This window comes from Stenotrophomonas sp. Marseille-Q5258 (assembly GCF_946900935.1).
In the GTDB taxonomy this organism is placed as follows: domain Bacteria; phylum Pseudomonadota; class Gammaproteobacteria; order Xanthomonadales; family Xanthomonadaceae; genus Stenotrophomonas; species Stenotrophomonas nematodicola.
In genome coordinates this window covers 61946-76865 of sequence record NZ_CAMPPN010000005.1, presented here as the reverse complement: position 1 = coordinate 76865, position 14920 = coordinate 61946, and the positions used below count along the sequence as shown (strand labels likewise).

The window sequence follows — 14920 nt, the reverse complement described above, 5'->3', positions numbered from 1 at the left end:
CTCTCAGGGCGAGGCCTGCACCGTCCCCAGGTCGCCATACACCACCTGGCCGCGGAAGCCGCGCCGCACCTGCTGGTACAGCGCGCGGAACGCCGGATAGTCCGCCGGCTGGCAGAGCGCGTCGGCACCGCGCACCGCGCGCTGGTGCAGGCGGTGGTGCACACGGATGACCTGGCCCTCGCGCGACCAGTCCACCTGGTACTCCCCCGCCGCATTGCCGAACTGCTGGCTGCGCGGGATCGCCACGATCGGCACGCCGTCCGGGAACACCAGCCGGTAGGTCTCCTCGCGCAGGCTGTCGTTGCAGTAGAACGGCGTTGCATTCTGCGCCGCAGAGGTATTGGCATACAGGTCGCGGAACGATTCGCCACCCGGGGCATCGGGGAGTTTCATGCCGCCGACCACACTGAAGTCCACGTAGTCCTCGGCCTTGAAGTCGTAGCGGTAGTTGAACGGCCGGGCCAGGTCCTGCGGATCGCCCAGCAGGGTCAGCGACCCGCTGCCGTCGAAGCCGGATGCCGCCATGATCGATTCCTCCACCCGCGTGCGGTTCTGCGCGTTGAGCCGCGCGAACGAGCCGCGCATGGCAATTTCGGCCACCTCGCCGGGCACCTGCTGCGTCTGCCCGACCAGGTTTCCGTGGCGGTCGAACTGGAACGCCACCGACATCGCCAGGCCATTGCGGCGCGCGTCGTTGTCCGGCGTGCGCGCCAGTACCGCTTGGCGGGTGTGCAGCACCGGCGCCCCCAGGTCCCCCTCCGGCAACTGGCCGAAACGCGCGTAGGGCGTGGTCGAGTCGAGGTACAGGTCGAATTCGGGCACGTAAGTGATGGCGTGGTTGAAGCGGCCGAGCAACGGAATCTCCGGCAGGCTGGGCCCTCCGCCGGCGCCGATCAGCACCGGCGTGCTGTCGATGCCGCGCGCGGCCAGCAGCGCCTCCAGGATCACCACGTGGTCCTTGCAGTCGCCGTAATGGTTGTCGAGGATGCTCTGCGCCGGGTTCGGCTCCAGCCCGCCGTTGCCCAGGTACACGGCGACGTAGCGGATGTTCTGCGCCACCCAGCGGTAGAGGGTGGCCGCCTGCTCACGCCGGTCGTCGATGCCGGCAGTGAGCTGGTCGGCCAGCGCTTGGATGCCCGGGGTGACCGCCGCCGCCTCACCACTTTTCATCTGGTAGGCCCGCCCCACCTGCGCCCACTCCTGGTAGGTGCTGGCCATGATGGTGGGACTGAACTCCCACGCGGCCGCCGACCAGTTCTGCGCCTGCAGCGCCTCGGCACGCTGGTAACGCCACTCCCACCGCGCGACGCCATCGCGGACGACCGGCGCCTGGCTGCCCTGCACGCCCCGCTGGCGCACCTGCATCGGCAGGGCGGCCGGTGCCGTGAGCGTGACCCGGGCATCGTCGTACTGGGCAAACACGCTGAACGTCTCCCACAGGCCGAAATAACCCGGGAAGTACGGCGTATTCTGCACACGCCGGGTGCGGTAGACCACGCGCGTGCCGGGCGCCAGGTTGGGGAACACCACCACCTGCACTTTGCGGTCGGCGTACATCGCCGCGGCGGCGCTGGAATAGCTTTCCTGGGTGTAGATGCGGTCGGCGGGCACATCGCGGCGCTGGCCGTCAGCGGCGAGCGTATAGGCCTCCAGCACGTCCAGCGTTTCCATCTTTTCGCTGTAGCTCAGGCGCACCTGGCTGAACTGCTCGACCGCGGCCTTGGTCTTGAGCAGGATCTCGTACGCCTCGGTCTGGGTGCTGCCGGCGTCGGCACGCACCTCGTAATCGGCGCGGTACCGCACGAAGCTGAAGCTGGTGGTTGCCTCGGCATCCTGGCCGGCAACGGGCGCCCCGGCGGCCGGCGTCGCGTCGGCCGCGGCCGGGAACGACAGCGTCACCAGCAGGCCCAGCGCTGCCCACGACATGCTCGTCATGACGACATCCTTTCGCGGCCACCGGGCCGCCGCCGTGCTGCGGTTACTTCGGAGGGGGCGGCGCCAGCACGCTGCGATCGCCATTGTGTTCGGGCGGGCTGACCACACCAGCCGCTTCCATCGCCTCGATCAGGCGTGCGGCCCGGTTGTAGCCGATCTTCAGTCGCCGCTGCACGCCGGAGATCGAGGCGCGGCGCGTTTCGGTCACGATCCGCAGGGCCTCGTCGTACAGCGGGTCGGACTCGTCGCCGGCACCGCCACTGGCCTCGGGCAGGCCGCCGGGGCCCACCACCACGCCATCGCCCATCATCTGCACTTCGTCGAGCACGCCGCTGATGTAGTCGGCCGGACCGCTGGCCTTGAGGTGCTCCACCACGCGATGCACTTCCTCGTCGGAGACGAAGGCGCCGTGGACACGGTCCGGCAATGCCGTGCCCGGCGGCAGGTACAGCATGTCGCCGTGGCCGAGCAGGGTTTCGGCGCCGGACTGGTCCAGGATGGTGCGCGAATCGATCTTCGAGCTGACCTGGAAACCGATGCGGGTCGGGATGTTGGCCTTGATCAGGCCGGTGATGACGTCCACCGACGGGCGCTGGGTCGCCAGGATCAGGTGGATGCCGGCCGCACGGGCCTTCTGCGCCAGGCGCGCGATCAGCTCTTCGACCTTCTTGCCGACAATCATCATCATGTCGGCGAATTCGTCGATGAAGATCACGATGAACGGCAGCGTCTCCAGCGGGCGCGGCGCTTCGCCCAGCTCCGGGTTGGGCTTGAACAGCGGGTCCATCAGCGGCTGCCCGGCGTCCTGCGCATCCTTGACCTTCTTGTTGAAGCCGGCCAGGTTGCGCACGCCCACCGCGCTCATCAGCTTGTAGCGGCGCTCCATCTCGGCCACGCACCAGCGCAGGCCGTTGGCGGCCTCCTTCATGTCGGTCACCACCGGCGCCAGCAGGTGCGGAATGCCCTGGTAGACGCTCAGTTCGAGCATCTTCGGGTCGATCATCAGCATCCGCAGGTCTTTCGGCGACGCCTTGTACAGCAGGCTCAGCACCATCGCGTTCACTGCCACCGACTTGCCCGAGCCGGTGGTACCGGCGACCAGCAGGTGGGGCATGCGCGCCAGATCGGCCACGGTCGGGCGGCCGGCGATATCCTTGCCGAGCGCCAGGGTCAGCACGCTGGCCGACTTGTCGTACTCCTTGGAGCGCAGCAACTCGGACAGATAGATCATTTCGCGGGTGACATTGGGGATTTCCAGCCCCACCACCGACTTGCCCGGAATCACATCGACCACACGCACCGACTTCACCGACAGGCCGCGCGCGATGTCCTTGTCCAGCGAGCTGATCTGGCTGACCTTGATGCCCGGCGCGGGCTCAATCTCGAAGCGCGTGATCACCGGGCCCGGATAGGCGCCGACCACCTGGGCCTCGATGCGGAAGTCCTTGAGCTTGAACTCGATCTGGCGCGACAGGGTTTCCAGCGTTTCCTCGTCATAGCCCTTGGGCTGCGGCTTGGGATCGTCCAGCAGCGCCAGCGGGGGCACGTCCGACCCATCGCCGTTGACGCCGCGGAACATCGGGATCTGGGTTTCGCGTTTGGCGCGGTCGCTCTTCTCCAGCACCGGCTCGGGACGCGGCTCGATCTTGACCGGCTCACGCTTGGCGCGCACCTCGGCATCGACCTTGCGCACTTCCTGGCGCTCCTCGCGCAGCGCACGGGTCTGCTGCCATTCGCTGGCCTGCTCTTTTTTGCGGTTGAGCAGCGGCGGCAGCGCCAGCACGGCCCGGCCGATCTTCTCCATCACCGTGAACCACGACAGGCCGGTGGCCAGGGTGATCGAGGCCAGCAGCAGCACCAGCACGAACAGGTTCGCGCCCAGTTCGCCAAACCCAACGGTCAGCGAGGTGCCGACCAGCTTGCCGAGAATGCCGCCGGCGCTGGCCACATCCACCTGGTTGTACAGCCGCAGGTGCATGAAACCGGTGCCGGCGATCAGGAAACCGACCAGACCGATCAGGCGCAGCGCCGGGTCCAGGTCGTGCTCGCCCTTGCCTTCGCGCTTGAGCCCGAACATGGCGATCCACGCCAGCGCGCCCAGCACCACCGGCAGCACGAACGCGATGTAACCGAACAGCTGCAGCAGCACATCGGCCACCCAGGCGCCCACCCGGCCGCCCATGTTGTGCACCGGCGCGACCACGCTGCCGGTATGCGACCAGCCGGGATCGGTGGCCGAATAGGTGAACAGACTGGCCACCAGATACAGCAGCGCCGGCGCCACGGCGATCACGCCAAGATCCCGCCACAACCGCTGCCGGCGCGGATTGTCCGCGCTCGCGGCCTTGCGCGACGGCGCCTTGTTGTCGGGAGACTTGGATCGTTCCGGGACCTGTTTCGCCACCTTAGACCAGACCTTGGGAATGCACTGTTAGTGCTTGATAATAAACGACTCACCGCCCTGTCGATAGGTGCAGATCCAGGGTCGGCACCGTAGAGCGGCCTCCAGACCGTCAAATCCCCGGCGCAGGGCAAGGAGGACACCTCCCCTGGCCCGCGCCGTTCCATCGGCCGCCTTGAATCGCCCCGCCCCTGCCGCCACTCTATGGCGTGCCACGGACGCCAGGCAATCATCGCCCGCGTACCGTCCCATCACCTCAACGCGAGTCTACATGAGCAATTCCACGCCCTCCCGCCACCAGAAGCTCGTCATCCTCGGCTCCGGCCCCGCCGGCTGGACGGCCGCCGTCTACGCTGCCCGCGCCAACCTCAAGCCGGTGGTCATCACCGGCCTGCAGCAGGGTGGCCAGCTGATGACCACCACGGAAGTGGACAACTGGCCGGGCGACGCGCATGGCCTGATGGGTCCGGACCTGATGGCGCGCATGCAGGCACATGCCGAGCGCTTCGAAACCGAGGTGATCTTCGACCACATCCATACCGCCGACCTGTCCCAGCGTCCGTTCAGGCTGATCGGCGACAGCGCCGAGTACACCTGCGATGCGCTGATCATCGCCACCGGCGCCACCGCCAAGTACCTGGGCATTCCCAGCGAAGAGGCGTTCAAGGGCCGCGGCGTGTCGGCCTGCGCCACCTGCGACGGCTTCTTCTACCGTGACCAGGATGTGGTCGTGGTCGGCGGCGGCAACACAGCCGTCGAAGAGGCACTGTACCTGTCCAACATCGCCCGCAAGGTCTACCTGGTCCACCGCCGCGACACCCTCAAGGCGGAGAAGATCATGCAGGACAAGCTGTTTGCCAAGGTTGCCGCCGGCAAGATCGAGACCGTGTGGCACCACCAGGTCGACGAAGTGCTGGGCAATGATGCCGGCGTCACCGGCGTGCGCGTGAAGTCCACGCTGGACGGCAGCACCCGCGACATCGAGGCGCACGGCTTCTTCGTGGCGATCGGCCACCATCCCAACACGAGCCTGTTCGAGGGCCAGCTGAGCATGAACAACGGCTACCTCGACATCCGGTCGGGCCTGGGTGGCAACGCCACGCAGACCTCGGTGGAAGGCGTGTTCGCCGCAGGCGACGTCGCCGACCAGCACTACCGCCAGGCGATCACCTCGGCCGGGTTCGGCTGCATGGCCGCGCTGGACGCAGAGCGCTACCTGGATGCGAAGGGCGACCTGGCCTGATCGGCAACGCCGCATCCCGGGCCACCCCACGAGGCCGACGGAACCTCCGTCGGCCTTTTTTGTACCCTATCCTCTGACCATGCCCGCCCCCCGCTTCCTGCACCGCCTGTCCGATGTCTCCCCGGCCGCCTGGGACGCACTGCATGATGGGCGAAACCCGTTCGTGTCCCACGCGTTCCTGCACGGCCTGGAGGCGTACGGCTGCCTGCGCCCGGAATGGGGCTGGCGTCCACGCCATTTCACCTTGTGGGAGGGCGACTCCCTGGTGGCGGCCATCCCCGGCTACCTCAAGGACAATTCGCACGGCGAGTTCGTGTTCGACCATGCCTGGGCGCATGCCTACGCGCAGTACGGCCGCGATTACTTCCCCAAGTGGCTTGGCGCGGTGCCGTACTCGCCGGTGACCGGGCCGCGCCTGCTGGCGCATGACGATGCACATCGCACTGCCCTGCTGGCGGCGCTGACCGTCGAGGTGGGGCGCAGGGGCTGGTCCTCGGCGCATCTCAATTTCCATCCCGATGCGGAGAACGCCGTGTTCGGCGCTGACTGGATGCGCCGTGAGGACATCCAGTTCCAGTGGCACAACCCTGGCCACTGGCACTGCTTCGAGGAGTTCCTCGCGGCAATGGACCACAAACACCGCAAGAACATCCGCCAGGAGCGCGCCAGGCTGGCCCGCCGTGGCGTCACGTATCGGATCGTGCACGGCGACGAGGCGAGCGAAGACGACCTGCAGGCCATGCATGGCTTCTATCTGCAGACCTTCGCCGAGTACGGCAACTCCCCGGCGCTGACGCTGCCGTTCCTGCGTCACCTGGCCCGGACGATGCCACGCCACCTGGTCATCTTCCTGGCCCTGCACGACGGGACGCCCATTGCCGGCGCCCTGTGCCTGCGCGGCGCGGACACGCTGTATGGCCGCTACTGGGGCGGTGCCACCCTGCCCGGCCTGCATTTTGAAACCTGCTACTACCAGGGCATCGAGTACTGCCTGCGCGAAGGCGTGGCCCGGTTCGAGCCCGGCGCGCAGGGCGAGCACAAGCTCGCGCGCGGCTTTCTGCCCCGGCGCGTCTACAGCCACCACTGGATCGCCGAGCCGGCCTTCGCCGCTGCGTTGGCCGACTGGTGCGCGCACGAGCGCGCCGAGGTCGATCGTTATGCACGCACGCTGGCCGCACACAGCCCATTCAAGGCGCCGGACGCATGAGCCGACGCCTGCCCTGGCAGCTGGACCCGCGCCCTGATGCCCCTTTCCCGCCGGCCGAGACCGCGCTGCGTGAGCCGGATGGCCTGCTGGCCATCGGCGGCGACCTGCACCCGGTGCGCCTGCTCAATGCCTATGCCAGCGGTGTGTTTCCGTGGTTCTCCGACGGGCAGCCCCTGTTGTGGTGGTCGCCGGACCCGCGCATGGTGTTCCGCACCGATGGCGTGCACCTGTCCAGCCGGTTCCGCCGCAGCGCGCGCGGCAGCGGCTGGGTGGTGCGTGCCGACACCTGCTTTGCCGACGTGATCGCGGCCTGCGCAGCCAGCCCACGCCCGGGGCAGGACGGCACCTGGATCACGCCATCCATGCAGGAGGCCTACGTGGCCCTGCACCGGCTGGGCCATGCGCATTCGGTCGAGGTGTTCGCCGGCGACCGCCTGGTCGGTGGCATCTACGGGGTTGCGATCGGCCGGATGTTCTTTGGCGAAAGCATGTTCAGTGCAGCCAGCGGCGGCTCCAAGGTGGCCTTGGCCGCACTCGCCCGGCAACTGGCCCTGTGGGGCTGGCCACTGATCGACGCGCAGGTGGAGAACGATCACCTGCTGCGCATGGGCGCCGAGCATTGGCCGCGCGCGCGGTTCCTGGAGGTGGTGCGCAGACAGGTGGCTGTTCCAGAGCCCCCCGGGTGCTGGACCGAACGCTTTGGGGCGCTGGCAGCGTCTTCACTGGTGTAACGCTGTCGCCAGGGTGCCTGCCATTTGCCAGGAGCCGGCGCCGCGCCGGCACTGCCGGGGCGGCGCGATTAACACAAACTTTGCATCCAGGGGGAAGAGCGCGTAAAATGCCCGCTCTTAAGGCCAGCTCGGCCGTTTACAGAACTGCACAGGACTACATGTCGAAAGACGACTCCATCGAGTTCGAAGGCACCGTCAGCGAGACGCTGCCGAACACCACTTTCCGCGTCCGCCTGGAAAATGGGCATGAAATCATCGCCCACATCTCCGGCCGCATGCGCAAGAACTACATCCGCATCCTGACGGGCGACCGTGTCAAGGTCGAAATGACGCCCTACGACCTGACCAAGGGTCGCATCACGTACCGCATGAAGTAAGCGGTTCGGGGCGGCTTCACTAAAGAAGCCCCGCCAGAAGGCCAGCCAGGAGCTGGCCTTTTTGCGTGGGCGCAATTCAGGCCGTCACCCCTGCCATGCGGCACCCTGACCGTACGCACCCTGACATCGGTCAGCCTGCCTTGCTGCAGATTCGCCCTGGCGGGAAACGGCCGAAGCTGGCAGCCGGTCCAGTCCGGACCGCCACCCCTGCCCCTGCCATGAAGACCCTGATCGCCACCTGCCTGCTCGCCCTTGCCGCCATCGCCCCGGCGCAGGCCGCCGAACCCGCCGCCGCGCCGGCGGACTGCATCACCCTGTCGGCCGACCAGCAACTGGTGCGCGCCGGCGCCAGCCGCAGCATCCTGCTGCGTAATGCCGACCAGCATTTCGTGGTGCACTTCCGCAACAGCTGCGACAGTGCCGCCATCTCCCCCACGCTTGTCTTCGAGACGCCCGGCCAGGAAGGCCAACTGTGCAGCGCCGCGGGCAGCGTGCTCAAGACCCGCACCCAGAGCTGCGAGATCGCCTCGCTGGAGCCGATCTCGGCCGAGAGCTACGCCCGCAAGGCCCGCAACCGCCGCTGACGCGGGCTGGCGAAAAAGCAGAAGCCCCCGCAGAGCGGGGGCTTCGCTGTCCTCACCGACAGCCAACGGCCGTCGTCATGCCACTCTTACTCCACCGTGGCCGGCAGGCGCCGCTCCGGTTCGGCCTGGGTTTCGATGAACAGCTCGTCGTCGCGCACGTCGATGCTCACCTTGCCGCCGTTGATCAGCTTGCCAAACAGCAGCTCGTCGGCGAGCGGACGCTTGATCTTGTCCTGGATCACGCGTGCCATCGGGCGGGCACCCATCAGCGGATCGAAGCCGTGGTGGGCCAGCCAGTCGCGCGCGGTCGGCGTGGCCGACAGGCTGACGTGCTTCTCCTGCAGCAGCATCTCCAGCTCGATCAGGAACTTGTCCACCACACGCAGGATGTGCTCGAAGCCCAGCGGCTGGAACTGCACGACCGCATCCAGGCGGTTGCGGAACTCCGGCGTGAAGCTCTTGCGGATGACCTCCATCGCGTCGGTGGCGTGATCCTGGCGGGTGAAGCCGATCGAGCGCCGGGCGGCCTGGGCCGCGCCCGCGTTGGTGGTCATCACCAGCACCACGTTCTTGAAGTTGGCTTCGCGTCCGTTGGTATCGGTGAGCACGCCGCGATCCATGACCTGCAGCAGGATGTTGAAGATGTCCGGGTGAGCCTTCTCCACCTCGTCCAGCAGCAGCACGCAGTGGGGAGTCTTGACGATTTTTTCGGTGAGCAGGCCGCCCTGGTCGAAGCCGACATAGCCCGGAGGAGCGCCGATCAGGCGGCTGATCGAATGCGGCTCCATGTACTCGCTCATGTCAAAGCGCACCAGCTCGATGCCCAGCTGCAGCGCCAGCTGCTTGGTCACCTCGGTCTTGCCGACGCCGGTCGGGCCGGCAAACAGGAAGTTGCCGATCGGCTTTTCCGGATTGCCCAGGCCCGAACGGGCCAGCTTGATGGCCGAGGCCAGCGACTCGATGGCCGGGTCCTGCCCGAAAATCACCATCTTCAGGTTGCGCTCCAGGTGCTGCAGCACATCCTTGTCGGTAGCACTGACCTGCTTGGCCGGGATGCGCGCCATCTTGGCGATGATCGTCTCGATCTCCTCGATGTCGATCAGCTCCTTGCGCTGCCCCTCGGGCATCAGGCGCTGGCGGGCGCCGGCTTCGTCGATCACGTCGATGGCCTTGTCCGGCAGCAGCCGGTCGCCGATGTGCTTGACCGACAGGTCCACCGCCGCCTGCAGTGCATCGTCGGCGTAGGTCACGCCGTGGTGCGCCTCGTACTTGGGCTTGAGGCCCTGCAGGATCTCGTAGGTTTCACCGACGGTGGGCTCGACGATATCGATCTTCTGGAAGCGGCGCGCCAGGGCGCGATCCTTCTCGAAGATGCCGCGGTACTCCTGGAAGGTGGTCGAGCCGATGCAGCGCAGCTCGCCCGACGCCAGCGCCGGCTTGATCAGGTTGGAGGCATCCATCGTGCCGCCCGACGCCGAACCGGCACCGATGATGGTGTGGATCTCGTCGATGAACAGCACCGCGTTGGGGAGCTTCTTCATGGCGGTCAGCACGCCCTTCAGGCGCTTCTCGAAATCGCCGCGGTACTTGGTGCCGGCCACCAGCGCGCCCAGGTCGAGCGAGTAGATGACGGCATCGGCCAGCACGTCGGGCACCGAGCCTTCCACGATCCGCTTGGCCAGGCCTTCAGCGATCGCGGTCTTGCCCACGCCGGCCTCGCCCACGTAGAGCGGGTTGTTCTTGCGGCGGCGGCACAGGACCTGGATGGTGCGCTCGATCTCGTCGGCACGGCCGACCAGCGGGTCGATCTTGCCACTGCGGGCCTGCTCGTTGAGGTTGCTGGCGAACTCGGCCAGGGCATCGCCCTTGCTTTCGCCCTCGCCCCCTTCAGCCCGGCCCTCGCCATCGGCCGACGGCGGCACCTCGCCCTCCTCGCCCAGCTTGGCGATGCCGTGGGAGAGGTAGTTGACGATATCCAGCCGGGTGACGTCCTGCTGGTTGAGGTAGTAGACCGCGTGGGAGTCCTTCTCGCCGAAGATGGCGACCAGCACGTTGGCGCCGGTGACCTCCTTCTTGCCCGAGGACTGCACGTGGTACACCGCGCGTTGCAGCACGCGCTGGAAGCCAAGGGTAGGCTGGGTATCGCGCCCATCGTCTTCGGCCAGGCGCGAGACAGAGGCCTCGATGGCCTGCTCAAGCTCCTGGCGCAGGCGCTCGGCATCGGCGCCGCAGGCCTTGAGCACGGCCTGGGCGGAAGGATTGTCGAGCAGTGCCAAAAGCAGGTGTTCCACCGTCATGAACTCATGCCGGGCCTCACGGGCGCGCTTGTAGCACTGTCCGATGGTGTGTTCGAGGTCTTTACTGAACATGATCAACTCCGGCGGCAGTTGGGAACAATATGCGGCCAACCTTCACGATTTCCATCACCCTAGCGGATCGGTGCGTTCAGACGGCGTTAGCACTCCACCGATCGCCCTTCTCTGCCTGCGAGACCCATGATGCCCGAACTTCAGCTCACGAAATGGCAGCTTGCACGTGATGGCGACGTCATCACCACCCCGCATGCCCGCGTGTGGCCGGTCCGCCTCCCCGACGGAATGCCGGCAATGTTGAAAATGAGCACGTGTCCAGAGGAACAGAACGGCCACCGGCTGCTGCGCTGGTGGGACGGCGACGGTGCGGTACGGGTACTGGCATGGCAGGACGAGGCGCTGCTGATGGAGCGCGCCGTGCCCGGCACCTCGCTGAGGGAGATGGCCCGGCACGGGCAGGACGCGGCGGCAACGGCGCGCCTGTGCGACGTGCTGGCCCGGCTGCATCGCCCGCGCGGCGCACCGCCACCCGGGCTGGTGACACTGCAGGCCTGGTTCGCCGATCTGCTGGCGCCGACCCTGCCACTGTCGCCATTGCTGGAACAGTGCAGATCACTCGCGATCCATCTGCTGGCCAGCCAGATCGAGCAACGGCCCCTGCATGGCGATCTGCACCATGACAATGTGCTGGATGGCGGTGCGCGCGGCTGGCTGGCGATCGACCCCAAACGGCTGCTGGGCGATCGCGCCTTCGACTACACCGTGCTGTTCTGCAACCCGGACCTGTGCGGGCCGGACATCCACGTGGCCACCCGGCCGGAGATATTCGACGCCCGGGTCAGCCAGGTCTGCGTCCTTGCCGGGATAGAGCGGCGCCGCCTGCTGGCCTGGATCGCTGCCAGCGCTGGCCTGTCGGCGGTATGGTTCCTGGCCGATGGCGACGACGCGGCGGTGGATCTGGCGGTCGCGGACCTGGCGCTGCAGCGGCTGGCGCAGGCCTGAGCACGGGCCGGTGGCTCAGGCGCCGGTCTTTTCCATCGTGCACAGCAGCGGATGCTGGTTCATGCGCGAGAATTCATTGACCTGGGCGACCTTGGACTCGGCCACCTCGCGGGTGAACACCCCGCATACCCCGCGACCCCGGGTATGGACGTGCAGCATCACCTGGGTGGCCTTGTCCAGGTCCATCGCGAAGAAATGCTGCAGTACCGTCACCACGAAATCCATCGGTGTGTAGTCGTCGTTCAACAGCATGACCTGGTAGAACGGCGGCGGTGCGACTTCCGGGCGCGCAGGCTCCAGCAGTACGCCGTGGTCGTGGTGGGGGTCGTGGGAAGGCTCTCGTGGCATCGGACCATTATAGGGCCCTGCCTGCAGGATTGGACGTTGCCCCCCGTGGCCCTTCACAATCTGCACCTTCCCACACCCGCTTTCACAGGACTTTCATGAAAAGGATTGCAGCCGCGCTGTTGCTGACCGCCGCCACCTTCGGTGCCCACGCAGCCGACCCCGACAAGGTTGTCGGCGCCACCCTGGATACGCTGGAGTACACCTACGAGGTTGACGAGGACGGCGACTACAAGCTGGTCTTCGATGTCGAGGACGGCCGCAGCCAGCTGGTCTACGTGCGCTCGGCGGTCGAGGAGTTCGGCAGCCACAAGATCCGCGAGATCTGGTCGCCGGGCTACACCTCTCCGGGCAAGCAGTTCCCGGCCGCCGTGGCCAACCGCCTGCTCGAGGATTCCCAGGACGCCAAGCTGGGCGGCTGGGTCAAACAGGGCGAGCTCGCCATGTTCGTGGTCAAGGTCGACGCCAACGCCTCGTCCGATGCCTTGAGCGACGCCATCGACGCGGCGATCCGCACCGCCGATGCGATGGAAAAAGAGCTCACCAAGAAGGACGACTACTGAGGTGACTGCCGTGCCGGTCCCCCGCTGGGCGCCCCACGTCACCGTGGCCACGATCGTGGTCCGCGACGGGCACCTGCTGCTGGTGGAAGAGCGGATCGACGGGCGGGCCGTGCTCAACCAGCCCGCCGGCCACCTGGAGCCCGGCGAGTCGCTGGCCGAGGCGGCGGTCCGCGAGACCCTGGAGGAGACCGGCTGGCAGGTACACCTGACCCACTTCGTCGGGGCCTACCAGTGGACCGCGCCGGATGGCACGCCGTTCGTGCGGTTCGCCTTCGCCGCCGAGCCCCTCGCCCATGACCCGGCCCGTGCGCTGGACACCGGCATCGAGCGTGCCCTGTGGCTGTCCCCGGACGCGCTGCGCGCCGACCCGGCGCGGCTGCGCAGCCCACTGGTGTGGGAGGTCGTGGCCGACTACCTCGGCGGACAGCGCCATCCGCTGTCGCTCGTGAAGGTGACCGCATGAGCGCACCGCGGATCATGGTCGGGGTCTCCGGCGGCGTGGATTCGTCCGTGGCCGCGTGGCGGCTGGTGCAGCAGGGCGAGCCGGTGGCCGGCCTGTTCATGCAGAACTGGGCCGACGACGGCAGCGGCGACTGCCGCGCCGAGGACGACCGCCGCGATGCGGTGGCCGTCTGCGGCCTGCTCGGCATCCCGTTCCACTTCCGCGACTTCTCCAGCGAGTACTGGCAGGGCGTGTTCGAGCACTTCCTCGCCGAGTACGCGGCCGGACGTACCCCCAACCCGGACGTGCTGTGCAACCGCGAGGTGAAGTTCAAGCACTTCCTGGACGCGGCACGCGAACTGGGCGCCGAGCGCATCGCCACCGGGCACTACGCGCGGATTGCCCGGCAGGGCGGACGCTGGGCGCTGCTGCGCGGCGCCGACCGCAGCAAGGACCAGAGCTACTTCCTGCACCAGCTGGGACAGGAACAGCTGGCCGCCACGCTGTTCCCGATCGGCGACCTGCAGAAGAACGACCTGCGCCGGATCGCCCGCGACGCGCGCCTGCCCACGCACGCCAAGAAGGACTCCACCGGGATCTGCTTCATCGGCGAGCGCGACTTCCGCGAGTTCCTGGGCCGCTATCTGCCCGCGCGCACGGGCGAGATCCGCGACCCGGACGGCGTGGTCATCGCCGAGCATCCCGGCGTCTTCTATTTCACCCTGGGCCAGCGCGAAGGCCTGAACATCGGCGGCGTGCGCGGCCGCCCGGCCGCGCCGTGGTATGTGGTCGGCAAGGATGTGGCCAGCAATGTGCTGTATGTGGACCAGGACCGCGACAGCCCGTGGCAGCAGTCCACCCGCCTGCACTCGGAGGTGGCGCACTGGATTGCCGGTGCCCCGCCCGCCCGCCGGTTCGACTGCACCGCGCAGACCCGCTACCGCCAGCCGGACGAGCCGTGCACGGTACAGGTGCGCGACGACGGCACCGTGGAGGTGCGTTTCGTGCGCCCGCAGCGCGCCGTCACCCCCGGTCAATCACTGGTGTTGTATGACGATGAGGTCTGCCTGGGTGGCGCGGTGATTGCCGCCACCGACGCGCCGCTGGAGCAGCGCCTGCGCACCACCCCTTCTCCTTTCGAGGTATCTGCTGCATGAGTTTTTCCATCGACGACCGCGTTCTCGCACTGGCCGGCATTGCCCAGGCCCTGCAGCAGGTGCGCCGCATCGCCGAAACCGGCCACTCCGAAGCGGCTGTGGTCCGCACGGCGGTGGACAGCGTGTTCCGCATTGATGCCGACAGTCCCCAGGAGATCTACGGGAGCGCGGCCAACGTCGCTCCCGGCCTGCGCCTGCTGCACAACTACCTGCGCAGCCAGGGCCAGGACGAGATGCTGCCCCGACTGGCGCTGGCGGTGCTGCAGCTGGAACGCCGGTTCGTGCGTGAGCACGAGGTGGTCGAGAAGGTCAGCGCCGGCATCGAACGCGCCCAGGCCCAGGCCGTGTCGCTGGGCGACAGCGCCCACCCGGATGTGCTGGCCACGCTGGGCGGGGTGTATGCCGACACGATCAGCAACCTGAAACCACGGGTGATGGTCCAGGGCAATCCGCACTACCTCGGCCAGGCCGGCGTGGTGGCGGAGATCCGCGCACTGCTGCTGGCGGCCGTGCGATCGGCGGTCCTGTGGCGCCAGACCGGCGGCCAGTACTGGGACTTCCTGTTCTCGCGCAAGGCGATGATCGAGGCGGTGGACCGGCAGCTGCGCTGAGGACAGCGCA

The 14920-nt window shown here is 67.7% G+C and carries 14 protein-coding genes; 10 read left to right on the top strand and 4 right to left on the bottom strand.

The window, feature by feature from the left end; translation table 11 throughout:
- Nucleotides 1–3: 3 nt before the first annotated feature.
- Both OC534_RS03605 and OC534_RS03600 read right to left on the bottom strand, forming a co-directional pair.
- Nucleotides 4–1935 (bottom strand): DUF3857 domain-containing protein, encoded by a 1932-nt coding sequence (locus OC534_RS03605; protein ID WP_262071371.1) that lies wholly within the window; start codon nucleotides 1933–1935, stop codon nucleotides 4–6.
- Between the two features lie 43 nt (nucleotides 1936–1978).
- The gene (locus OC534_RS03600) at nucleotides 1979–4339 is read right to left on the bottom strand and encodes a DNA translocase FtsK (protein WP_136004111.1); all 2361 of its coding nucleotides are present in this window, start codon (nucleotides 4337–4339) and stop codon (nucleotides 1979–1981) included.
- A gap of 268 nt (nucleotides 4340–4607) precedes the next feature.
- On the opposite strand from OC534_RS03600, the gene trxB reads away from it, so the two are divergent.
- The 5 genes from trxB (at nucleotide 4608) to OC534_RS03575 (ending at nucleotide 8478) form a co-directional block, all read left to right on the top strand.
- Nucleotides 4608–5579 carry a thioredoxin-disulfide reductase gene (gene trxB / locus OC534_RS03595; RefSeq protein ID WP_166472974.1) on the top strand — a complete coding sequence of 324 codons (972 nt, stop codon included), beginning with the start codon at nucleotides 4608–4610 and terminating at the stop codon, nucleotides 5577–5579.
- A 79-nt stretch (nucleotides 5580–5658) separates the two neighbouring features.
- Nucleotides 5659–6786, top strand: a complete 1128-nt coding sequence (locus tag OC534_RS03590; protein ID WP_262071370.1) for a GNAT family N-acetyltransferase — start codon at nucleotides 5659–5661, stop codon at nucleotides 6784–6786.
- Nucleotides 6783–7517 carry a leucyl/phenylalanyl-tRNA--protein transferase gene (aat, locus tag OC534_RS03585; protein ID WP_017354416.1) on the top strand — a complete coding sequence of 245 codons (735 nt, stop codon included), beginning with the start codon at nucleotides 6783–6785 and terminating at the stop codon, nucleotides 7515–7517. Before OC534_RS03590 ends, aat begins: the two co-directional genes overlap by 4 nt.
- 158 nt (nucleotides 7518–7675) lie before the next feature.
- Entirely contained in the window at nucleotides 7676–7894 is a 219-nt protein-coding gene (infA, locus tag OC534_RS03580) for a translation initiation factor IF-1 (protein WP_005409596.1), read from the top strand.
- 218 nt (nucleotides 7895–8112) lie between these two features.
- On the top strand, nucleotides 8113–8478 hold the full coding sequence (locus OC534_RS03575; protein ID WP_017354417.1) for a hypothetical protein: 366 nt from the start codon (nucleotides 8113–8115) through the stop codon (nucleotides 8476–8478).
- An 86-nt stretch (nucleotides 8479–8564) separates the two neighbouring features.
- Here OC534_RS03575 and clpA read toward each other — a convergent pair whose 3' ends face one another.
- Nucleotides 8565–10847 carry an ATP-dependent Clp protease ATP-binding subunit ClpA gene (gene clpA / locus OC534_RS03570; RefSeq protein WP_017354418.1) on the bottom strand — a complete coding sequence of 761 codons (2283 nt, stop codon included), beginning with the start codon at nucleotides 10845–10847 and terminating at the stop codon, nucleotides 8565–8567.
- A 129-nt stretch (nucleotides 10848–10976) separates the two neighbouring features.
- On the opposite strand from clpA, the gene OC534_RS03565 reads away from it, so the two are divergent.
- Nucleotides 10977–11792 carry an aminoglycoside phosphotransferase family protein gene (locus OC534_RS03565; RefSeq protein ID WP_153164599.1) on the top strand — a complete coding sequence of 272 codons (816 nt, stop codon included), beginning with the start codon at nucleotides 10977–10979 and terminating at the stop codon, nucleotides 11790–11792.
- A gap of 15 nt (nucleotides 11793–11807) precedes the next feature.
- Here OC534_RS03565 and clpS read toward each other — a convergent pair whose 3' ends face one another.
- On the bottom strand, nucleotides 11808–12140 hold the full coding sequence (gene clpS, locus OC534_RS03560; protein WP_017354420.1) for an ATP-dependent Clp protease adapter ClpS: 333 nt from the start codon (nucleotides 12138–12140) through the stop codon (nucleotides 11808–11810).
- Between the two features lie 95 nt (nucleotides 12141–12235).
- Here clpS and OC534_RS03555 point away from each other — a divergent pair, with 95 nt between their 5' ends.
- The 4 genes from OC534_RS03555 to hflD are packed head-to-tail and all read left to right on the top strand — an operon-like array spanning nucleotide 12236 to nucleotide 14910.
- The gene (locus tag OC534_RS03555) at nucleotides 12236–12700 is read left to right on the top strand and encodes a hypothetical protein (RefSeq protein WP_017354421.1); all 465 of its coding nucleotides are present in this window, start codon (nucleotides 12236–12238) and stop codon (nucleotides 12698–12700) included.
- Nucleotide 12701: 1 nt separating this feature from the next.
- Entirely contained in the window at nucleotides 12702–13163 is a 462-nt protein-coding gene (locus OC534_RS03550) for an NUDIX hydrolase (RefSeq protein WP_017354422.1), read from the top strand.
- On the top strand, nucleotides 13160–14299 hold the full coding sequence (gene mnmA / locus OC534_RS03545; RefSeq protein ID WP_017354423.1) for a tRNA 2-thiouridine(34) synthase MnmA: 1140 nt from the start codon (nucleotides 13160–13162) through the stop codon (nucleotides 14297–14299). The genes OC534_RS03550 and mnmA overlap by 4 nt, the downstream gene beginning before the upstream one ends.
- On the top strand, nucleotides 14296–14910 hold the full coding sequence (gene hflD, locus OC534_RS03540; RefSeq protein ID WP_017354424.1) for a high frequency lysogenization protein HflD: 615 nt from the start codon (nucleotides 14296–14298) through the stop codon (nucleotides 14908–14910). The genes mnmA and hflD overlap by 4 nt, the downstream gene beginning before the upstream one ends.
- The last annotated feature ends 10 nt before the right edge of the window (nucleotides 14911–14920 follow it).

Excerpts from the sequence above, each read along its gene's own strand:
- mnmA (WP_017354423.1), top strand. The coding sequence starts at position 13,160 with ATGAGCGCACCGCGGATCATGGTCGGGGTCTCCGGCGGCGTGGATTCG.
- clpA (WP_017354418.1), bottom strand. The coding sequence starts at position 10,847 with ATGTTCAGTAAAGACCTCGAACACACCATCGGACAGTGCTACAAGCGC.
- OC534_RS03605 (WP_262071371.1), bottom strand. The coding sequence starts at position 1,935 with ATGACGAGCATGTCGTGGGCAGCGCTGGGCCTGCTGGTGACGCTGTCG.
- clpS (WP_017354420.1), bottom strand. The coding sequence starts at position 12,140 with ATGCCACGAGAGCCTTCCCACGACCCCCACCACGACCACGGCGTACTG.
- hflD (WP_017354424.1), top strand. The coding sequence starts at position 14,296 with ATGAGTTTTTCCATCGACGACCGCGTTCTCGCACTGGCCGGCATTGCC.
- OC534_RS03555 (WP_017354421.1), top strand. The coding sequence starts at position 12,236 with ATGAAAAGGATTGCAGCCGCGCTGTTGCTGACCGCCGCCACCTTCGGT.
- infA (WP_005409596.1), top strand. The coding sequence starts at position 7,676 with ATGTCGAAAGACGACTCCATCGAGTTCGAAGGCACCGTCAGCGAGACG.
- trxB (WP_166472974.1), top strand. The coding sequence starts at position 4,608 with ATGAGCAATTCCACGCCCTCCCGCCACCAGAAGCTCGTCATCCTCGGC.
- OC534_RS03590 (WP_262071370.1), top strand. The coding sequence starts at position 5,659 with ATGCCCGCCCCCCGCTTCCTGCACCGCCTGTCCGATGTCTCCCCGGCC.
- OC534_RS03565 (WP_153164599.1), top strand. The coding sequence starts at position 10,977 with ATGCCCGAACTTCAGCTCACGAAATGGCAGCTTGCACGTGATGGCGAC.
- aat (WP_017354416.1), top strand. The coding sequence starts at position 6,783 with ATGAGCCGACGCCTGCCCTGGCAGCTGGACCCGCGCCCTGATGCCCCT.
- OC534_RS03575 (WP_017354417.1), top strand. The coding sequence starts at position 8,113 with ATGAAGACCCTGATCGCCACCTGCCTGCTCGCCCTTGCCGCCATCGCC.